A 15,569-nucleotide genomic window follows, 5' to 3' on the forward strand; every position below is an offset into this window, starting at 1 on the left:
AGGTATCCGGAGTTAGTACTGTTTCGTAAGTTAAACGATCCACTCTCCGGTTATCATGTATTATTACTGTTGAGCAACAGGCTATTATCACTGTGAAAATCCGGATACGGTGTGCGCTCCTTCTGGTATTGCGAATATCTCTGGCTTCGCAGTCCGCGTTCGGTAAAACCCCGGGGTTACAACCAAAAGCATTTCTGCCAGTGCGATACCGGTAGGAACATAACTGTCAAACAGACGGTATCACTGCCGGCTTCCCGGCAAGTTCAGGACGGGTAACCTCCCTGTAAAGAAGGGCCTGCCTCTGTCACGGGACCGGCATATCGTATCCCCGACCGGATAATCCGGGGCCGGTTTTTGCCATTTAAGGGATTGTGTATACACTGAACCAGGTTACGTTTGCGGCATAAATAATTACGTATGCAGCAAACAGGATCCCTTATGATTTCGTCCCCATCCCCTTAAGCGGTAAAGGTAACCTGGTAAACTGCTTAAGCAATTGCTTATGATATCACAAGCAACCCGGTAAGCGGTCAACGGAACTGCGTTTGTTGTAAACAGGATCCCCTACGATTTCATATCCATTACCCTAAGCCGTAAACACAACCCGGTTAGTTGCTTAAGCAATTGCGTGTGATTTCACAAGCTAGGGGGTAAACGGTCGACGCAACTGTGTATGCCGCAAACGAAATCCCTTAGGCCGCGTACCCATTTCCTTTAGCCGCAAACGAAACCCGGTTAGCCGCCTGAGCAATTGCGTATGATTTCACAGGCAACCCGGTAAACAGTCAACGGAACTGTGTATGCCGCAAACCGGATCTCTTAGGATTTCACACCCGTTCCCTTAAGCCGTAAATATAACCCGGTAAGCCGCTTAAGCAGTTGTATGTGATTTCATAAGCAAGCCGGTAAGCGGCAAAAGGGAACAGGTAAACCGCATACCGGACCCGGTTCGGCATATACACAATCCCTTAAATGACCGTTTTCCGGCCTTTAAAGCGGAAAGAAACGGAGTGTTTTTCTGTGGGTACTGACACAGGAGGGTATGGAAAAGAAATGCGCTTAGGATGAGTACCCCGGTCTTCCGAAGATAGGCAGAGTTTTGAAAACCTGTCCGTACCTGCCGGGGTAGCAGGGGGAGTGCCATTCATACCATTCAGATCGTCACGTCATAAAAAAGTGTGGAAAGCTATGGGGTGCAAGGAATGCAAAGACCGCGTATTCATTTTTAGCGGACATTAGTGGGAGTTGTTAGTTAATCAACTTTTATAACAGGCGCTTAAACATTCGGAAAACCCAAAAAATGTGTCGTAAAACTACACCACAAAACGCATCAACTCCTGCTCCCTCGTCTCCGGAATTCACTTAAAAGTATAGCCGTGGCTGTAGCTACGTTAAGACTTTCCGTCTCCTGTATACGACCAAAACGGGGAATGGAGATCATACGATCTGCCAGAGACCGGATCTCTCCGGATATCCCGTTAGCTTCATTTCCCATGACCAGGATACCTTTTTGTGGCAAGGATGTCTCAAAGACATTTTCCCCGTTCATATCGGCAATAAAAACCGGTAGTCCGGATTCTCCAATATAGGTTTCCAGTTCCGTATAAACAATATTCACCCTGGCCAGTGATCCCATAGTTGCCTGTACCACCTTGGCATTATAGCAATCTACGGTAGTCATACTACATACCAGGTCTTCAATCCCGAACCAGTCGCACAGGCGGATAATAGTCCCCAGGTTACCGGGGTCACGTATATCGTCTAAAGCCAGTACAAGACCGGAATTCTCCGTCTCTCTTGCCCGGGGTATTTCGAAAAGAGCCAGTGCTTTATTCGGGGTTTTCAGCTCGCTTATCTTTTTCAGTTCCTGGTCCGAAATCTCCCGGACAAGATCTCCCGCAAAGGCAAAACGATCTGCATCTGTCGTATACAACTCCCTCATTGTCATTCCGGCCTCATATAGTTCCGTAATGACTTTCACTCCTTCCGCAACGAACATTCCGTTTATACTGCGGTACTTTTTTTGGTGTAAACCCGTTATTAGTTTAATTTCGCTCTTGCTAACCATCCGTTATCGTGTATTTTTTCCCTGCAAAGCCGAAACCGACCTCAGGTTATGGTAAAAATCAGGTTGTACCCTTATTTTCCGGGAGGAATTCACACAAAATTTTTCCATCTTTGTTTTTGCTTAATTGCAGGGACATAAATTTTATGTGTTTTAGATCGATAATCTGTTAAACCTTTCTTTTTTCCATTGAAAACTCTGATCACAAAAATAGCGGTAATCTTTTTAATACTGTCTATCGTATCCTGTAATGCGGTAAAAAGGGTGAATGACGATCAATTGCTTCTGGCCAAAAACAATATCTATATAAACGGAGAAAAGGAAACAGACGAAACCTTGCGCACTCTTATTTTCCAGCACCCCAACAGCTCCCTGCTTGGTTTTAACCTGAAACTCCACATTTACAACCTGGCCACTCCAAAATCCGATTCGGCGTACCTGGCATGGCTCCATCGAAAGGAAAAAAGAGAAAAACGCCTGACCCGTTTATTGTCCGAAAAGCAGGTCCTGGAACTCGGGAGGTCCGTAGCCGGGTTTAACAAGTGGCTGATAGAAACCGGCGAAGCCCCCGTGATCATCAACGAAGCCAAGGCAATCAAGTCCAGAGAACGGCTCAATCTGTATTACAATAGCAAGGGATATTTTAACAACAAGGTAACTTATTCCGTAGACTCCGTTCCGAAAAAGAAAAAAAGAGGGGAAGTAAACTATCACATTACTACCGGAAAACCGTATTTTGTCGACAGTATAACCAAGAAAATAGAATCAAAAGATGTAGATTCCATTTATACCCGGTACGATGCCCGAAGGCTGATAAAAAAAGGGGAACAGTTTGACCTGACACATTTTGAAGCGGAAAGGGAGCGTATTAACTCTATTCTTATCAATTCCGGGATATACCAGTTTCAACCCAATTCATCCATCCGGTTTAACGTTCTGCGAGATACGCTGGTAACCAATGAAGATTACAAAATGCCGGTGGAAATACAGATTGATAACCGTCGTGAAAGAGTCGGAGATTCCCTGAAGGAGATCCCGTATAAGGTACACCGCATTAAGAATGTAAATATTTACGCAGACTATACCTTCGGCATGGAGCAGGATTCCCTGGACTCCATTTCTTATGATAAATTTACCATTTACTTCCGGGATAAACTCCGGTATAAACCGAAAGCACTGGCTGACGCTATTGGCATAACCCCCGGAAATGTGTACCGCGAAATAGACCGTACGCGTACTTACAGACAAATAAGCAATTTAAATACTTTTAAATATCCTAATATAGAATACCTGTATCTTCCCGAAACAGATGATCAGTTAAACACCAATATATACCTGACACACCGTCCTAAATTCTCACTTGGTCTCAATACGGACATATCGCATTCCAATATCCAGGATGTCGGTATTTCCTTCAGTACGTCACTCATAAGCCGGAATATTTTCCGGGGAGCGGAGACCCTGGAGGTATCCGCAAGGGGTACCGTGGGATCGTCCAGAGAAGCCAGCAATCCCAATGACAGGTTTTTCAATATTTCCGAATTCGGAGGGGACATCCGGCTCAATTTTCCCAGGATATTCTTTCTGTTCGATACCCGGAAGTTCATACCCAAATATATGCTGCCCGCAACACGTATGTCCGTAGGTAGCTCTTTTCAGAAAAATATCGGACTGGATAAACAGAGTTTCAATACCATATTGCGGTATAACTGGACGCCATCCTTCCAGAAAAAACACACTTTCGAGCTGATGAACATAGAGTTTATCCGGAACCTGAATATCGACCGTTATTTCAGGGTATACCAGAACAGCTACGAAAGGCTGAATACTATAGCAGACCGGTATACGACAGACCCGGCTTATTTTGACGATAGCGGTGACCTTCTTATTCCGTCCGGGACGAGCCAGTTTACCATGGATGCCCTCTCCGGAAATATCAATGGGTTGACGCCCAACTCAGACGATTATCGTACCATATCCAGTATAGATGAACGCCGAAGGAGGCTTAGTGCCAATAACCTTATTTTTGCTTCCAACTTCACCTATTCCAAAAACACACGGCGAGGAGCCAGCGATAATACTTTTTCCCAGTTTAAAGTCAAGCTGGAGACTGCCGGTAACTTCTTGTCCGCCGTTTCTCAACTCATTGCGTTCAACAAAAATGAAAACGGCAAGAAACTTGTGTTTGATGTGCAGTACTCCCAATACGTAAAAACAGAACTCGATTTTATAAAACACATGCAGATATCCAGGGAAGGTAGCCTCGCATTCCGGAGTTTCTTTGGCTTTGCCATTCCCTACGGCAATGCTACCAACATTCCCTTTTCCAGGAGTTATTTCGCGGGGGGAACCAACGACAACCGGGCATGGCAGGCTTACTCTCTCGGTCCCGGAAGAACCAATACCCGGAACGATTTCAACGAAGCTAACCTCAAGATAGCCATGAACCTGGAATACCGCTTTAATATTATGGGAAGCCTTAACGGCGCCCTGTTTGCCGATGCGGGAAATATATGGAATGCCCTGGATGATGTTGCGGATGAACAAGCCATTTTTTCCGGCATCTCTTCTTTAAAAGATATCGCCCTCGGAACCGGCTTCGGTCTGCGATACGATTTCGGTTTCTTCGTTATTCGTCTCGATACCGGGTTCAAGACCTATAATCCGGCCGAACAGATGTCCAGGCGCTGGTTCAGGGACTACAACTTTGGTAATGCGGTGTATAACATAGGTATCAACTATCCTTTCTGACCGGTATATTTCTTCTTTATATGTCCTATAGACCTTCCAGCTGCTAATTTAGAATCCTATTTTGGGGTTTAGCCGTTGAAATTTATTATTTTTGCCTTTTACTAATTTTCAAATTCTGGAAAACTTAAAAACTATGAGTCATAACATTAAGCCCGGGGTAGCCACCGGAGATGAGGTACAGGAGATATTTGCCTATGCAAAAAGCAAAGGGTTCGCTTTACCTGCTGTAAACGTAATAGGTTCGGGCAGTATAAACGGCGTACTGGAAACCGCAGCAACGCTGAACTCTCCGGTTATTCTGCAATTTTCGAACGGAGGTGCCCAGTTCAATGCCGGAAAAGGACTTTCCAATGACGGGCAAAAAGCCGCGATACTCGGGGCTGTTGCCGGGGCCAAGCATGTACACGAACTTGCGGAAGCTTACGGAGCTACCGTTATACTACATACGGACCACTGTGCAAAAAAACTGTTGCCGTGGATTGACGGGCTGCTGGATGCCAGTGAAAAACACTACGCAGAAACAGGAAAACCACTTTTCAGTTCTCACATGATAGACCTTTCGGAAGAACCTATCGAAGAGAATATTGAAACCTGTAAAAAATACCTGGAGCGCATGAGCAAAATGGGTATGACTCTGGAGATCGAACTCGGTGTTACCGGTGGTGAAGAAGACGGTGTGGACAACACGGATGTGGATTCTTCCAAACTTTACACACAACCCGAAGAAGTGGCCTACGCTTATGAAGAACTGATGAAAGTAAGCCCTAAATTTACCATAGCTGCTGCTTTTGGTAATGTTCACGGTGTTTACAAACCGGGGAATGTAAAACTTACTCCCAAAATACTGAAAAATTCTCAGGAGTTCGTATCCGAAAAATACAATGTACCTGCAAACAGCATAGACTTTGTATTCCATGGTGGTTCCGGGTCTACCCTGGAAGAGATCCGCGAAGCTATCGGTTATGGCGTTATTAAAATGAATATTGATACCGACCTTCAGTATGCATTCCTGGAAGGTGTAAGAGATTACGTCCAGGACAAAAAAGGGTATCTGCAGACCCAGATAGGAAACCCGGAAGGAGACGATCAGCCCAACAAAAAATTCTACGATCCGAGGGTATGGTTACGTGAAGGAGAAAAAACCTTTATTGCCAGGTTGAAAAAGGCATTCGAAGACCTGAATAACGTAAATACCTTATAAGAGCATGTTTAAAAAGGATTGATTGTAGCGAAAAACACCCTTGCGTCGGCTGGCTCGTTCGCTAAAATAACCCACAGGGTTATTTTATACGCTCCGCCCTGTTCCATATGAAGGCTTTTTTGAGCTGCATAGCCGTAGCTATGGGGCGAGAAAAAGACAAAATATGGGGCAAAAAGGGCATTTTTTTAGCCAATTGAATTCTTTTTAAACATGCTCTAAACAAGCTAACGAGTACAACCGCTTACCGGGTTTAATGTATTGTCGTGCAGATTTTATAACTTGCGCCACAGAAAACCCGGTAAACGGATAACTCAACAACATTTTATTATAACGAAAAATAGAAACATGGCTTGGTTCAAACGAAAAGAAAAAGGTATCCAGACCACTACGGAAGAAAAAAAAGACACTCCGAAAGGACTTTGGTATAAGTCCCCCACCGGAAAAATTGTCGGAGCCGAGGAACTGGAGAAAAACTTTTACGTCAGCCCGGAAGACGATTATCACGTAAGAATAGGAAGCAAGGAGTACTTTTCTATTCTTTTTGACGGTAATAAATTCGAAGAACTGGACCCCAACCTGACTTCCAAGGACCCGTTGAAATTTGTCGATACCAAAAAATATACGGACCGCCTTAAGGAAGCCCAGGAAAAGACAAATCTGAAAGACGCCGTTCGTACCGCGGTCGGAAAGTCTATGGGCAAAGATCTTGTTATTGCCTGTATGGACTTTGCTTTTATAGGAGGGTCTATGGGTAGTGTGGTCGGAGAAAAGATTGCAAGGGCTATAGACTATTCCATTAAAAACAATGTGCCTTTCCTGATGATCTCCAAATCGGGGGGAGCACGGATGATGGAAGCAGCCCTGTCACTGATGCAACTGGCCAAAACATCCGCTAAACTGGCACAACTTGCCGAAGCCCGGATCCCATACATTTCGCTTTGTACGGATCCGACTACCGGGGGAACAACAGCATCGTACGCCATGCTGGGGGATATCAATATCGCCGAACCGGGAGCGCTTATCGGTTTTGCAGGTCCCAGAGTGGTAAAAGAAGCTACCGGCCAGGATCTGCCCCAGGGATTCCAGACATCCGAATTCCTTCAGGAACACGGTTTCCTCGACTTTATAACGCATCGTAAAGACCTGAAGAAAAACATCAACCTCTACCTGGACCTTATTCTTAACCAGGAAGTACGGTCGTAATTACTATCGTTATACAGGTGAAAAATACGAAATAGAGACACAATGTATTGTGTCTCTATTTTTTTACCGTAAAACATAAATATTACAACTATTTACCATATATTTGCGCCCTGATAGACGAGCTATCTCAATACATAAGAATCATTTAAACAATATTGGCATGTATTTAACCAAAGAAGTAAAAGAAGACATTTTTAAAAAACACGGAGGTTCCGGAAATAACACCGGTTCGGCAGAAGGTCAGATAGCCCTGTTTACTTTCAGGATATCTCACCTTACGGAACACCTGAAAAGAAACCGTAAAGACTTTAACACCGAAAGAGCACTGGTTAGCCTGGTAGGTAAAAGAAGAAGTCTGCTCGATTACCTCAAGAAAAAAGATATCGAAAGATATCGTGCAATTGTAAAAGAATTAGGACTTAGAAAATAATTCCGAGAGAGGCCTTAGTGCCTCTTTTTTGTTTTATTATACCCGGTTTTATCCGGGACATTTCTCAGGGCAAAGTAATTTTCATTGGGTTAACTACAACAACACAACTACCCCGTCACAAACGGGAACCCTTTGTATAATTAATTAAAAAGAATTTATGATTCCTGAAGTAAAAAAAGAAGTTATTGATTTAGGAGATGGCAGGACCATTTCCATAGAAACAGGAAAGCTGGCAAAACAAGCCCATGGGTCTGTTGTTGTACAAATGGGCGATGCAATGTTACTTTGTACCGTAGTATCGTCTTACAATGAAAGTACAATGGATTTCTTTCCGTTAACCGTTGACTACAGAGAAAAATTTGCAGCCGCAGGCCGTTATCCGGGTGGTTTCTTTAAAAGAGAAGCGAGACCCAGCGACAGGGAAATCCTGACGATGCGGATTGTGGATCGTGTATTACGTCCGTTATTCCCTTCCGATTACAGAACGGAAACCCAGGTGATGATCCAGTTGATGTCACATGACGAAGAAGTTATGCCGGACGCCTTAGTCGGTTTGGCAGCGTCTGCTGCTATTCAATTGTCCGATATCCCTTTTGAATGTGCCATTTCTGAAGCACGTGTGGGCAGGATAAACGGCGAGTTTATCCTTAACCCGAGCCGTAGTCAGTTATTAGAGTCTGATATTGACATGATCATCGGTGCCTCTGCGGATTCTGTGATGATGGTAGAAGGCGAGATGAAAGAGATATCCGAAGAAGAAATGGCAGAAGCCATTCAGTTTGCTCACGAGGCCATCAAAGTTCAGTGTGAAGCCCAGTTACGACTGGCAGAAGCTTTCGGTAAAAAACCGGTCCGGGAATACAATCTTCAAAAGACTGACGATGCAATCGCTGAAAAAGTTCACGAAGCGGCATACCAGAAAATATATGATATTGCAAAAAGCGGCTATGGCAAAAAAGAACGTAGCGAAGCATTTTCTGCAGTAAAAGACGAAGTATTAGCCCTCTTCAGTGAAGAGGAACTGGAAGAGAACGAAGGCTTGATCAAAGGCTATTTCAAAAAAACCGAAAAAGAAGCGGTAAGAGAACTTACGCTTTCCGAAGGCATTCGTTTAGACGGGAGAAAGACCAATGAGATCCGCCCTATCTGGTGTGAAGTAAATTATCTGCCTTCCGTTCACGGCTCGGCGATCTTTACCCGGGGAGAAACACAAGCGCTTGCAACGGTAACACTCGGAACTTCCAGGGAGTCAAATATTATCGATCTGCCGACACACCAGGGAGAAGAAAACTTTTATTTGCATTATAATTTCCCCCCGTTCTGTACCGGTGAGGCCTACCCGATAAGGGGTACTTCCCGTCGTGAGATCGGCCACGGAAACCTGGCGCAACGCGCATTAAAAGGTATGATCCCGGAAGAGAACCCTTACACTGTTCGGATAGTATCTGAAGTACTCGAATCTAACGGCTCCTCTTCTATGGCAACCGTATGTGCCGGAACTATGGCGCTTATGGATGCAGGTATCCAGATGACAAAGCCGGTATCCGGTATTGCTATGGGACTTATTTCAGACGGTGAACGCCATGCGGTATTGTCCGATATACTGGGAGATGAAGATCACCTGGGAGATATGGACTTTAAAGTGACCGGAACCGCAGATGGAATTACCGCCTGCCAGATGGACATTAAAATCAAAGGTCTGCCTTATGAAATTTTGGTACAGGCCTTAAAGCAAGCCCGTGAAGGCCGTTTGCATATTCTGGAAAAACTTACGGATACCATCGCTCAGCCTAATGCAGAAGTAAAACCTCACGCTCCGAAAATTGTTACCAGAACCATTCCGGGAGACTTTATCGGTGCCCTGATCGGCCCTGGTGGAAAAGTGATACAGGAATTACAGAAAGCTACGGATACGACCATCGTTATCAACGAAGTGGATGAGCAAGGTATTGTTGAGATCCTGGGAACCAACCAGGATGGTATCGATGCGGTTTTAGCAAAAATCGATTCTTTGTTATTCAAACCGGAAGTCGGCAAGGTTTATGAAGTAAAAGTGATCAAAATGCTCGATTTCGGTGCGGTTGTAGAGTTTACTACAGCTCCCGGAAACGAAGTACTGCTGCACGTGTCTGAACTTGCCTGGGAACGTACGGAAAATGTATCTGATGTAGTTAACATGGGAGATGTTTTCGAAGTAAAATACTTTGGTCTCGACCCGAGGACAAAAAAACCAAAAGTATCCAGAAAAGCATTACTGCCAAAACCGGAAAGATCCGAAAGATCTGAAAGGCCGGAACGAAGAGAAACTAAACACAGATCTTAATCAAGCGTTATATATTTTTTTCAATTTTAAAAAAACACCCTGGCATAACCGGGGTGTTTTTTTTTGCTATAGTTTTCTTATTCCTTCTTAATCACTCCTCCACCAGTTCAAATGTATGCGTAAACTGCATGTCTGAACTTCCTCCTACAAAAAACTCGAATTCTCCCGGCTCATATACCCATTCCAGGTCCTGATTATAAAACTTCAGATCCTCCGCGGATAAAGAAAAAACCACATTTTTGCTCTCCCCTTTCTGCAGGGATATTTTTCTGAACCTCTTCAATTCCTTAACAGGCGGGGTTATGGAAGCCACTTTATCATGCAGGTACAACTGCACCACTTCTTCCCCATCTCTTTTCCCGGTATTGGTTACTTTAGCCGTTATGGTCAATGTATCACCAGGTGTCAACCTGTTTTTATCCGCAGAAACCTCATAGGCGAACGTGGTGTAACTCAATCCGTACCCGAAAGGATACAAGGGTGTATTGGGTGTATAAAGATACCTGGAGACATATTTTTGATCCGGATCTTCCGGTTTTATGGGCCTGCCGGTATTCTTATGATTGTAGAACAACGGCAGTTGGCCTACCGCCCTCGGAAAACTCACAGTTAATTTACCGGAAGGATTATAGTCTCCGTAAAGCACGTCTGCCACAGCATAGCCTCCCATCGTTCCGGGCCACCATGCTTCCAGTATGGCATCTACGGTTTCGTTTTCCCATTCCAGGGTAAGGGGCCTGCCGTTCATCAATACCAGGACCACCGGTTTCCCGGTCTTCTTTACTGCTTCTATCAACTCCTTTTGCTTGCCGGGGATATTAATATCGGTACGGCTGGCCGCTTCCCCGGTCATCCCTTCCAGTTCTCCGACAACCATAACCACCACATCTGCTTTCCGTGCCACGGAAACCGCTTCATCAAAACCCGAGGTGTCTTCTCCGAGCACCTTACATCCTTCCGCATACAAAAAATTACCCGCCCCCAGTCTTTCTTCAAATGCCTCAAAAACACTTACGGCCGTACCTTCCCGGTCGCCTGCTGCTGCCCAGTTACCTATAATATTTTTTTCATCTTTCACCAAAGGGCCTATCAATGCCACTTTACTATCCTTACGCAAAGGAAGCGCCTCATTGTCATTCTTTAGCAATACCATGGATTTTCTTGCGGCATCCCTGGCCACGTCCAGGTGTTCTTTATTGAGAATATCTTCTTTTTCCCGGGTTTCATCCATATAGCGATAAGGATCGTCAAACAACCCTAACCGGAATTTCATTTCCAGTATCCTGCGTACCGCATCGTCCAGGTCAGTCTCACTTACTTTCCCTTCCTCTATGGACTCTTTAAGGTACTTCATATAAATCCCGCCCTGCATATCCATATCCACGCCTGCATTCATGGCAATTTCCCCGGCATGCTTATCATCCCTTGCATAACCGTGTGCTACCATTTCGTTTATGGAGGTATAATCGGTAACTACAAAACCGTCAAATTCCCAGTCGCCCTTAAGTATATCCCTCAACAGGAAATTATTTCCTGTTGCCGGTACGCCGTTCAGGTCGTTAAAGGAATTCATAAATGTTGCCACTCCCGCATCGAGCGCAGCTTTAAAAGGTGGCAGGTAGATGGTACGAAATTCGTTTTCGGACATATCCACAGTATTGTAATCTCTTCCCGAAAGGGCTGCTCCGTAGGCCGCGTAATGCTTGGCACATGCGAGTATGGTGTTACCGGCGGACAGGTCATCGCCCTGAAAACCTTTTACCCGCGCCCTGGCAATAAGTGAACCGAGATAAGTATCTTCTCCGGCCCCTTCCGCTATACGGCCCCACCGGGCATCCCTGGCTATGTCTACCATTGGTGCGAATGTCCAGTTTATTCCCTCTGCCGAAGCTTCAATGGCCGCTATCCTCGCCGTTTTTTCCATGAGTTCCAGGTCCCAGCTGGCGGATTCTCCCAGGGGAATGGGAAAAATCGTCCGGTGCCCATGTATTACATCATAACCGAACAGTAAAGGAATCCCCAACCGGGTATGCTCTACTGCTATTTTTTGTAATTCCCGGTTGTATTTGGTGGTAAAAGCATTAAAAACCGCTCCTACATTACCATTTTCCAGGTATTCTTTATAGTTATCATCCATTGAAGGTCCCGTAACATCCCATCCGCTGGTAAATAAGACGGTCTGTCCTATTTTTTCTTCCAGGGTCATGAGTCCGAGAACGGAATCAACCTTCGCTGCATATGGATTTTCTGTTTTTTTATCCTGCTCAGGGCTATCCGTACAGGACATTAAAACCGGTAATAAAAGGGAGAGTATACCGATTCGTCTGCTTATAGTTATCATACTGTCCTTTTATTTTGTTAAAGTCTTGGAAAAAAGCCATGGCAGCAACTCCGGTTCTGCAAAAGCGGGATCCCAGCTATTGTGGTTGGCATTTTCGTAAAGTGTAAATTTCGGATTGCCACCTTCCCGGAGTAATCGCCCGACCATTTTTACAGAAAGTATGGGATTTACGACATTGTCTTTTGCCCCGTGAAAAATCCATAGCGGGATTTCCGCAGCGTATTTTTTTACCGATGCGGGTCTGCCTCCACCGCAGATGGGTATAGCCGCGGCAAACATCTCCGGTTCGCGGTACAGGAGCTCAAAGGTTCCCATTCCTCCCATGGATAATCCCATGACGTACACCTGGTCCTTTTTTACATAGGGTGTTGCAGTAACACTATCCATCAGTTTCATGACCAGGCTGAGCGCCTTTGTGGGTTTACGCCCGTAACGAAACCTGATCTTCAATGGGGTTCTGTTTCGTTTTACTTTGGTATTGGCCCAGTAATCTTCCGCAGGACATTGCGGAAAGATCACAATAGCGGGAAACTGTTGCCTTACCGTATCTTTCCGAAAAAGGGAACTTCCATGTATAAGTTGTGCTTCATTATCATTACCACGTTCTCCTGCCCCGTGGAGAAATAGTACTACAGGGTACTTTTTGGTTACCGTATAATTCTCCGGGTATGAAATGCGGTATAAAAGGGTATCGTTTTCAGAAATGAATTGTTTTTTCTGGTATAAACTGTCCGTCTGTGCAAAGGACAGGAGCGTATATAACATAAAACACAAAACCGGAAAGACCGTTCGATTATTCATGATTGTTTTTTTGTTTTTCAAGTTAGTAAAACAAATTCGTCCGTATGCAAAGGTTATTGCCCTTCCAGAGCGAAAAGCACATTTTTTATCCTGAAGTGATGTGCCGGGTCTTCCATATACTTTTCGAGATAAGGAGAATAGGTGTTTACTTCGATGGTGCCTTCCTTTAAATCCATATCCAGGATACGCAACCAGCCGCTCCCTCCTTTTTCCGAACCCTGAACGCCTTCCTGGTAATTGGCCAGCATCTGGTAGACCGGGTAGCCCTCGTCATTGATACTGACCAATGTACCTACCCCGGCATGAAGGACATGCCCGGAAAAGACAAACCTCACATTTGGATATCGTTTTACCAGTTTCTGCCAGATATCTTCCCCGTCATTTACCGCATCTTCTCCCGTATCCTCTCCTACGCCATATGCCTGCGGACGCCAATCGTCCCCTTCTCCCTGCCGGGTATTGTCAGCATACATATAGCTATGGGTATTGATGATAACCAGATGATCGGAGTGTTCTTCAATGACCCTTCCCGCCCATTCCAGCACCTTGTTCCTCGGACCGAATTCCAGGGAGAGTACCAGCCATTTCACTTTTCCGGTTTGGAGCGTGTACCAGGTATTATCCATAGTATCCGGTTTAAAACTGCCCCCGAAACCCGGAAGTTTTGACATTCGGGAATAAGAGAAATACTCGTTGAACAATGTAGTATTCCTCACATCGGCAAATTTTCCCGGGGCGCTGCCCATATCGTGATTGCCTACCGCAAGTACATAGGGAACTTTGCCGTCCAGCATACGGAATGCCTGCTGGACAGTCTCCCATTCTTCTTTGCTGTTGTTCTGGGTAAGGTCTCCCTGTTGTATGACCAGGTCTGTTTTCCCGGCATTATTGGCTATCCACTCTAATTGTGTACGGAGTATCTCAGGGTATTTTTCCGCATAGGTCTGGGTATCGGGCAATAATACAACACGCACTTTCTGACTTTCGGAATTGCAGGACATCATATGAAGTATGAGTATGCTGAAAAACCAGTATTTAGTGATTATTTTCATGGTATATGCGGACTTGTAAAGCCTAGTTTCTTCAGCCCGTTTTGTACATCTTCGTTCCGCATGAACAGGTTCCATATCAAACCGCTGCGGTAATTTTCTATCATAACGATTATCGGACCCTGGTCTATGGCCAGGTATTTATCCGCTACCCAGGGTTCTCCATCCAGGCTAAAGGCGTCGTAAAAACCGGCCGGACCCCAGACGAGATCGGTCAGATCCGTATAAAAATAGCGAATGGCCCGCAGGGATTCTTCCGGGGTATACGGTATGGAACTCACCGCTGCTGTGGGAGAAACCACTCCTTTATCATGATCGGGGGAATGCGCCGTATACCCGATACTATTGTCTTCATTTCTGGAATAACTGGCTGTTAATCCCCAGGATTCCCGGCTATATGTTTGGGAATGATCCGGGTTTTCCACACAGTAATTATAATTGATCTTTGCATGGTTTACATTCAGATCCCAGTAGTTGGCATATTTATCCTGAAGGTTTTTCGGGTTTAATCCCAAATAGGAATAATGTGCCCAGAAAAGTGGTCCACCTTTATCACCAACGGTATTGTGTTTCAGGATAAGTGGTAAATCGTAGGCTTTTTCATCGGTGGTAATATTTCCGTTCCTTGCCCAGCCTTTGTGATAAACTTCCGGATCAATGGCATGATCAGGCGAAGAAGCGGCCATGATATAAGTGATCAAACACTCGTTGTAGCCTTGGATCTTGAAATTTTTCTCAAATTCATATTCGGGCGACCAATGCCAGAAAATACCGTCTTTGCCGTTGGTATACCAATTCCAGTCGATCCCTTTCCAAAGTTCATCGTATTTTTGAGCTACCGCTTTTTCCTCTTCATTTCCGTTTTTAAGATATTCGCTGACCACTATAAAACCTTGTGCCAGAAATGAGGTTTCCACAATATCTCCTCCGTCATCTTTATTGCTAAAAGATTGTGTTTCCCCTGTTTCTCCATTTATCCAATGCGGCCAGGCGCCGTGATAACGCTTGGTTGCCGCCAGAAAACCGGCAATTTTACGCAAACGCTTAACCCCTTCTTCCCGTGGAATAAAACCTCTCTCCATACCGGTTACAATAGCCATTAGTCCAAAACCGGAACCTCCTGTAGTGACAATGTGTGCATCGTTTTTGGGATAATCTCCATCCGGATGATAGCGCTCACGGGCCATGCCGGAATTGGGTTCCGCATACTCCCAGAAATATTTGAGGGTTTGTTTTTGGACAATATCCAGTATCTCCTCATCTTCCGGCTCTTTTGTGTCTTCTTCCTTGCTTTGTCCTCCTTCCGTTACTTCATGGGATTCTTTGTCCGAAGACGGATGTTTAGTATTACAATTCGTAAAAAAAAATATACTTAAAATAAATATTAAAATTCGCATTGTTAACG

At 44.9% G+C, this 15,569-nt stretch carries 10 protein-coding genes; 5 read left to right on the forward strand and 5 right to left on the reverse strand.

Features of this window, described 5'->3' with window-relative positions; all coding sequences use genetic code 11:
- Positions 1 to 1,330: 1,330 nt before the first annotated feature.
- Positions 1,331 to 2,068: a TrmH family RNA methyltransferase gene (locus ACVBDU_RS06720; protein ID WP_447178997.1), complete on the reverse strand. Its 738-nt coding sequence runs from the start codon at positions 2,066 to 2,068 to the stop codon at positions 1,331 to 1,333.
- A gap of 186 nt (positions 2,069 to 2,254) precedes the next feature.
- On the opposite strand from ACVBDU_RS06720, the gene tamL reads away from it, so the two are divergent.
- The 5 genes from tamL (at position 2,255) to ACVBDU_RS06745 (ending at position 9,973) form a co-directional block, all read left to right on the forward strand.
- A complete protein-coding gene (gene tamL, locus ACVBDU_RS06725) occupies positions 2,255 to 4,816 on the forward strand; it encodes a translocation and assembly module lipoprotein TamL (protein ID WP_447178998.1) in 2,562 nt (853 codons plus the stop codon).
- A gap of 133 nt (positions 4,817 to 4,949) precedes the next feature.
- On the forward strand, positions 4,950 to 6,017 hold the full coding sequence (fbaA, locus tag ACVBDU_RS06730; RefSeq protein WP_447178999.1) for a class II fructose-bisphosphate aldolase: 1,068 nt from the start codon (positions 4,950 to 4,952) through the stop codon (positions 6,015 to 6,017).
- 345 nt (positions 6,018 to 6,362) lie between these two features.
- Positions 6,363 to 7,220, forward strand: coding sequence for an acetyl-CoA carboxylase, carboxyltransferase subunit beta (gene accD / locus ACVBDU_RS06735; RefSeq protein ID WP_447175787.1), 858 nt, complete (start codon positions 6,363 to 6,365; stop codon positions 7,218 to 7,220).
- Positions 7,221 to 7,380: 160 nt separating this feature from the next.
- Positions 7,381 to 7,650, forward strand: coding sequence for a 30S ribosomal protein S15 (gene rpsO, locus ACVBDU_RS06740; protein WP_447179000.1), 270 nt, complete (start codon positions 7,381 to 7,383; stop codon positions 7,648 to 7,650).
- A gap of 157 nt (positions 7,651 to 7,807) precedes the next feature.
- Entirely contained in the window at positions 7,808 to 9,973 is a 2,166-nt protein-coding gene (locus ACVBDU_RS06745) for a polyribonucleotide nucleotidyltransferase (RefSeq protein ID WP_447179001.1), read from the forward strand.
- A gap of 91 nt (positions 9,974 to 10,064) precedes the next feature.
- Here ACVBDU_RS06745 and ACVBDU_RS06750 read toward each other — a convergent pair whose 3' ends face one another.
- Genes ACVBDU_RS06750 through ACVBDU_RS06765 form a run of 4 tightly spaced genes read right to left on the reverse strand, consistent with a single transcriptional unit; the run spans position 10,065 to position 15,561 of the window.
- Complete coding sequence (locus ACVBDU_RS06750) at positions 10,065 to 12,314, reverse strand: glycoside hydrolase family 3 N-terminal domain-containing protein (protein ID WP_447179002.1); 2,250 nt, start codon at positions 12,312 to 12,314, stop codon at positions 10,065 to 10,067.
- A 9-nt stretch (positions 12,315 to 12,323) separates the two neighbouring features.
- Positions 12,324 to 13,115 carry a carboxylesterase family protein gene (locus tag ACVBDU_RS06755; protein ID WP_447179003.1) on the reverse strand — a complete coding sequence of 264 codons (792 nt, stop codon included), beginning with the start codon at positions 13,113 to 13,115 and terminating at the stop codon, positions 12,324 to 12,326.
- 53 nt (positions 13,116 to 13,168) lie between these two features.
- The gene (locus ACVBDU_RS06760; protein WP_447179004.1) at positions 13,169 to 14,167 is read right to left on the reverse strand and encodes a metallophosphoesterase; all 999 of its coding nucleotides are present in this window, start codon (positions 14,165 to 14,167) and stop codon (positions 13,169 to 13,171) included.
- Positions 14,164 to 15,561: a glucoamylase family protein gene (locus tag ACVBDU_RS06765; RefSeq protein WP_447179005.1), complete on the reverse strand. Its 1,398-nt coding sequence runs from the start codon at positions 15,559 to 15,561 to the stop codon at positions 14,164 to 14,166. The genes ACVBDU_RS06760 and ACVBDU_RS06765 overlap by 4 nt, the downstream gene beginning before the upstream one ends.
- Positions 15,562 to 15,569: the final 8 nt, after the last annotated feature.

It is taken from the genome of Sinomicrobium endophyticum (genome assembly GCF_052983315.1).

Coding starts and splice junctions, on each gene's coding strand:
- ACVBDU_RS06720 (WP_447178997.1), bottom strand. CDS start 2,068: ATGGTTAGCAAGAGCGAAATTAAACTAATAACGGGTTTACACCAAAAA.
- fbaA (WP_447178999.1), top strand. CDS start 4,950: ATGAGTCATAACATTAAGCCCGGGGTAGCCACCGGAGATGAGGTACAG.
- accD (WP_447175787.1), top strand. CDS start 6,363: ATGGCTTGGTTCAAACGAAAAGAAAAAGGTATCCAGACCACTACGGAA.
- rpsO (WP_447179000.1), top strand. CDS start 7,381: ATGTATTTAACCAAAGAAGTAAAAGAAGACATTTTTAAAAAACACGGA.
- ACVBDU_RS06745 (WP_447179001.1), top strand. CDS start 7,808: ATGATTCCTGAAGTAAAAAAAGAAGTTATTGATTTAGGAGATGGCAGG.
- ACVBDU_RS06750 (WP_447179002.1), bottom strand. CDS start 12,314: ATGATAACTATAAGCAGACGAATCGGTATACTCTCCCTTTTATTACCG.
- ACVBDU_RS06755 (WP_447179003.1), bottom strand. CDS start 13,115: ATGAATAATCGAACGGTCTTTCCGGTTTTGTGTTTTATGTTATATACG.
- ACVBDU_RS06760 (WP_447179004.1), bottom strand. CDS start 14,167: ATGAAAATAATCACTAAATACTGGTTTTTCAGCATACTCATACTTCAT.
- ACVBDU_RS06765 (WP_447179005.1), bottom strand. CDS start 15,561: ATGCGAATTTTAATATTTATTTTAAGTATATTTTTTTTTACGAATTGT.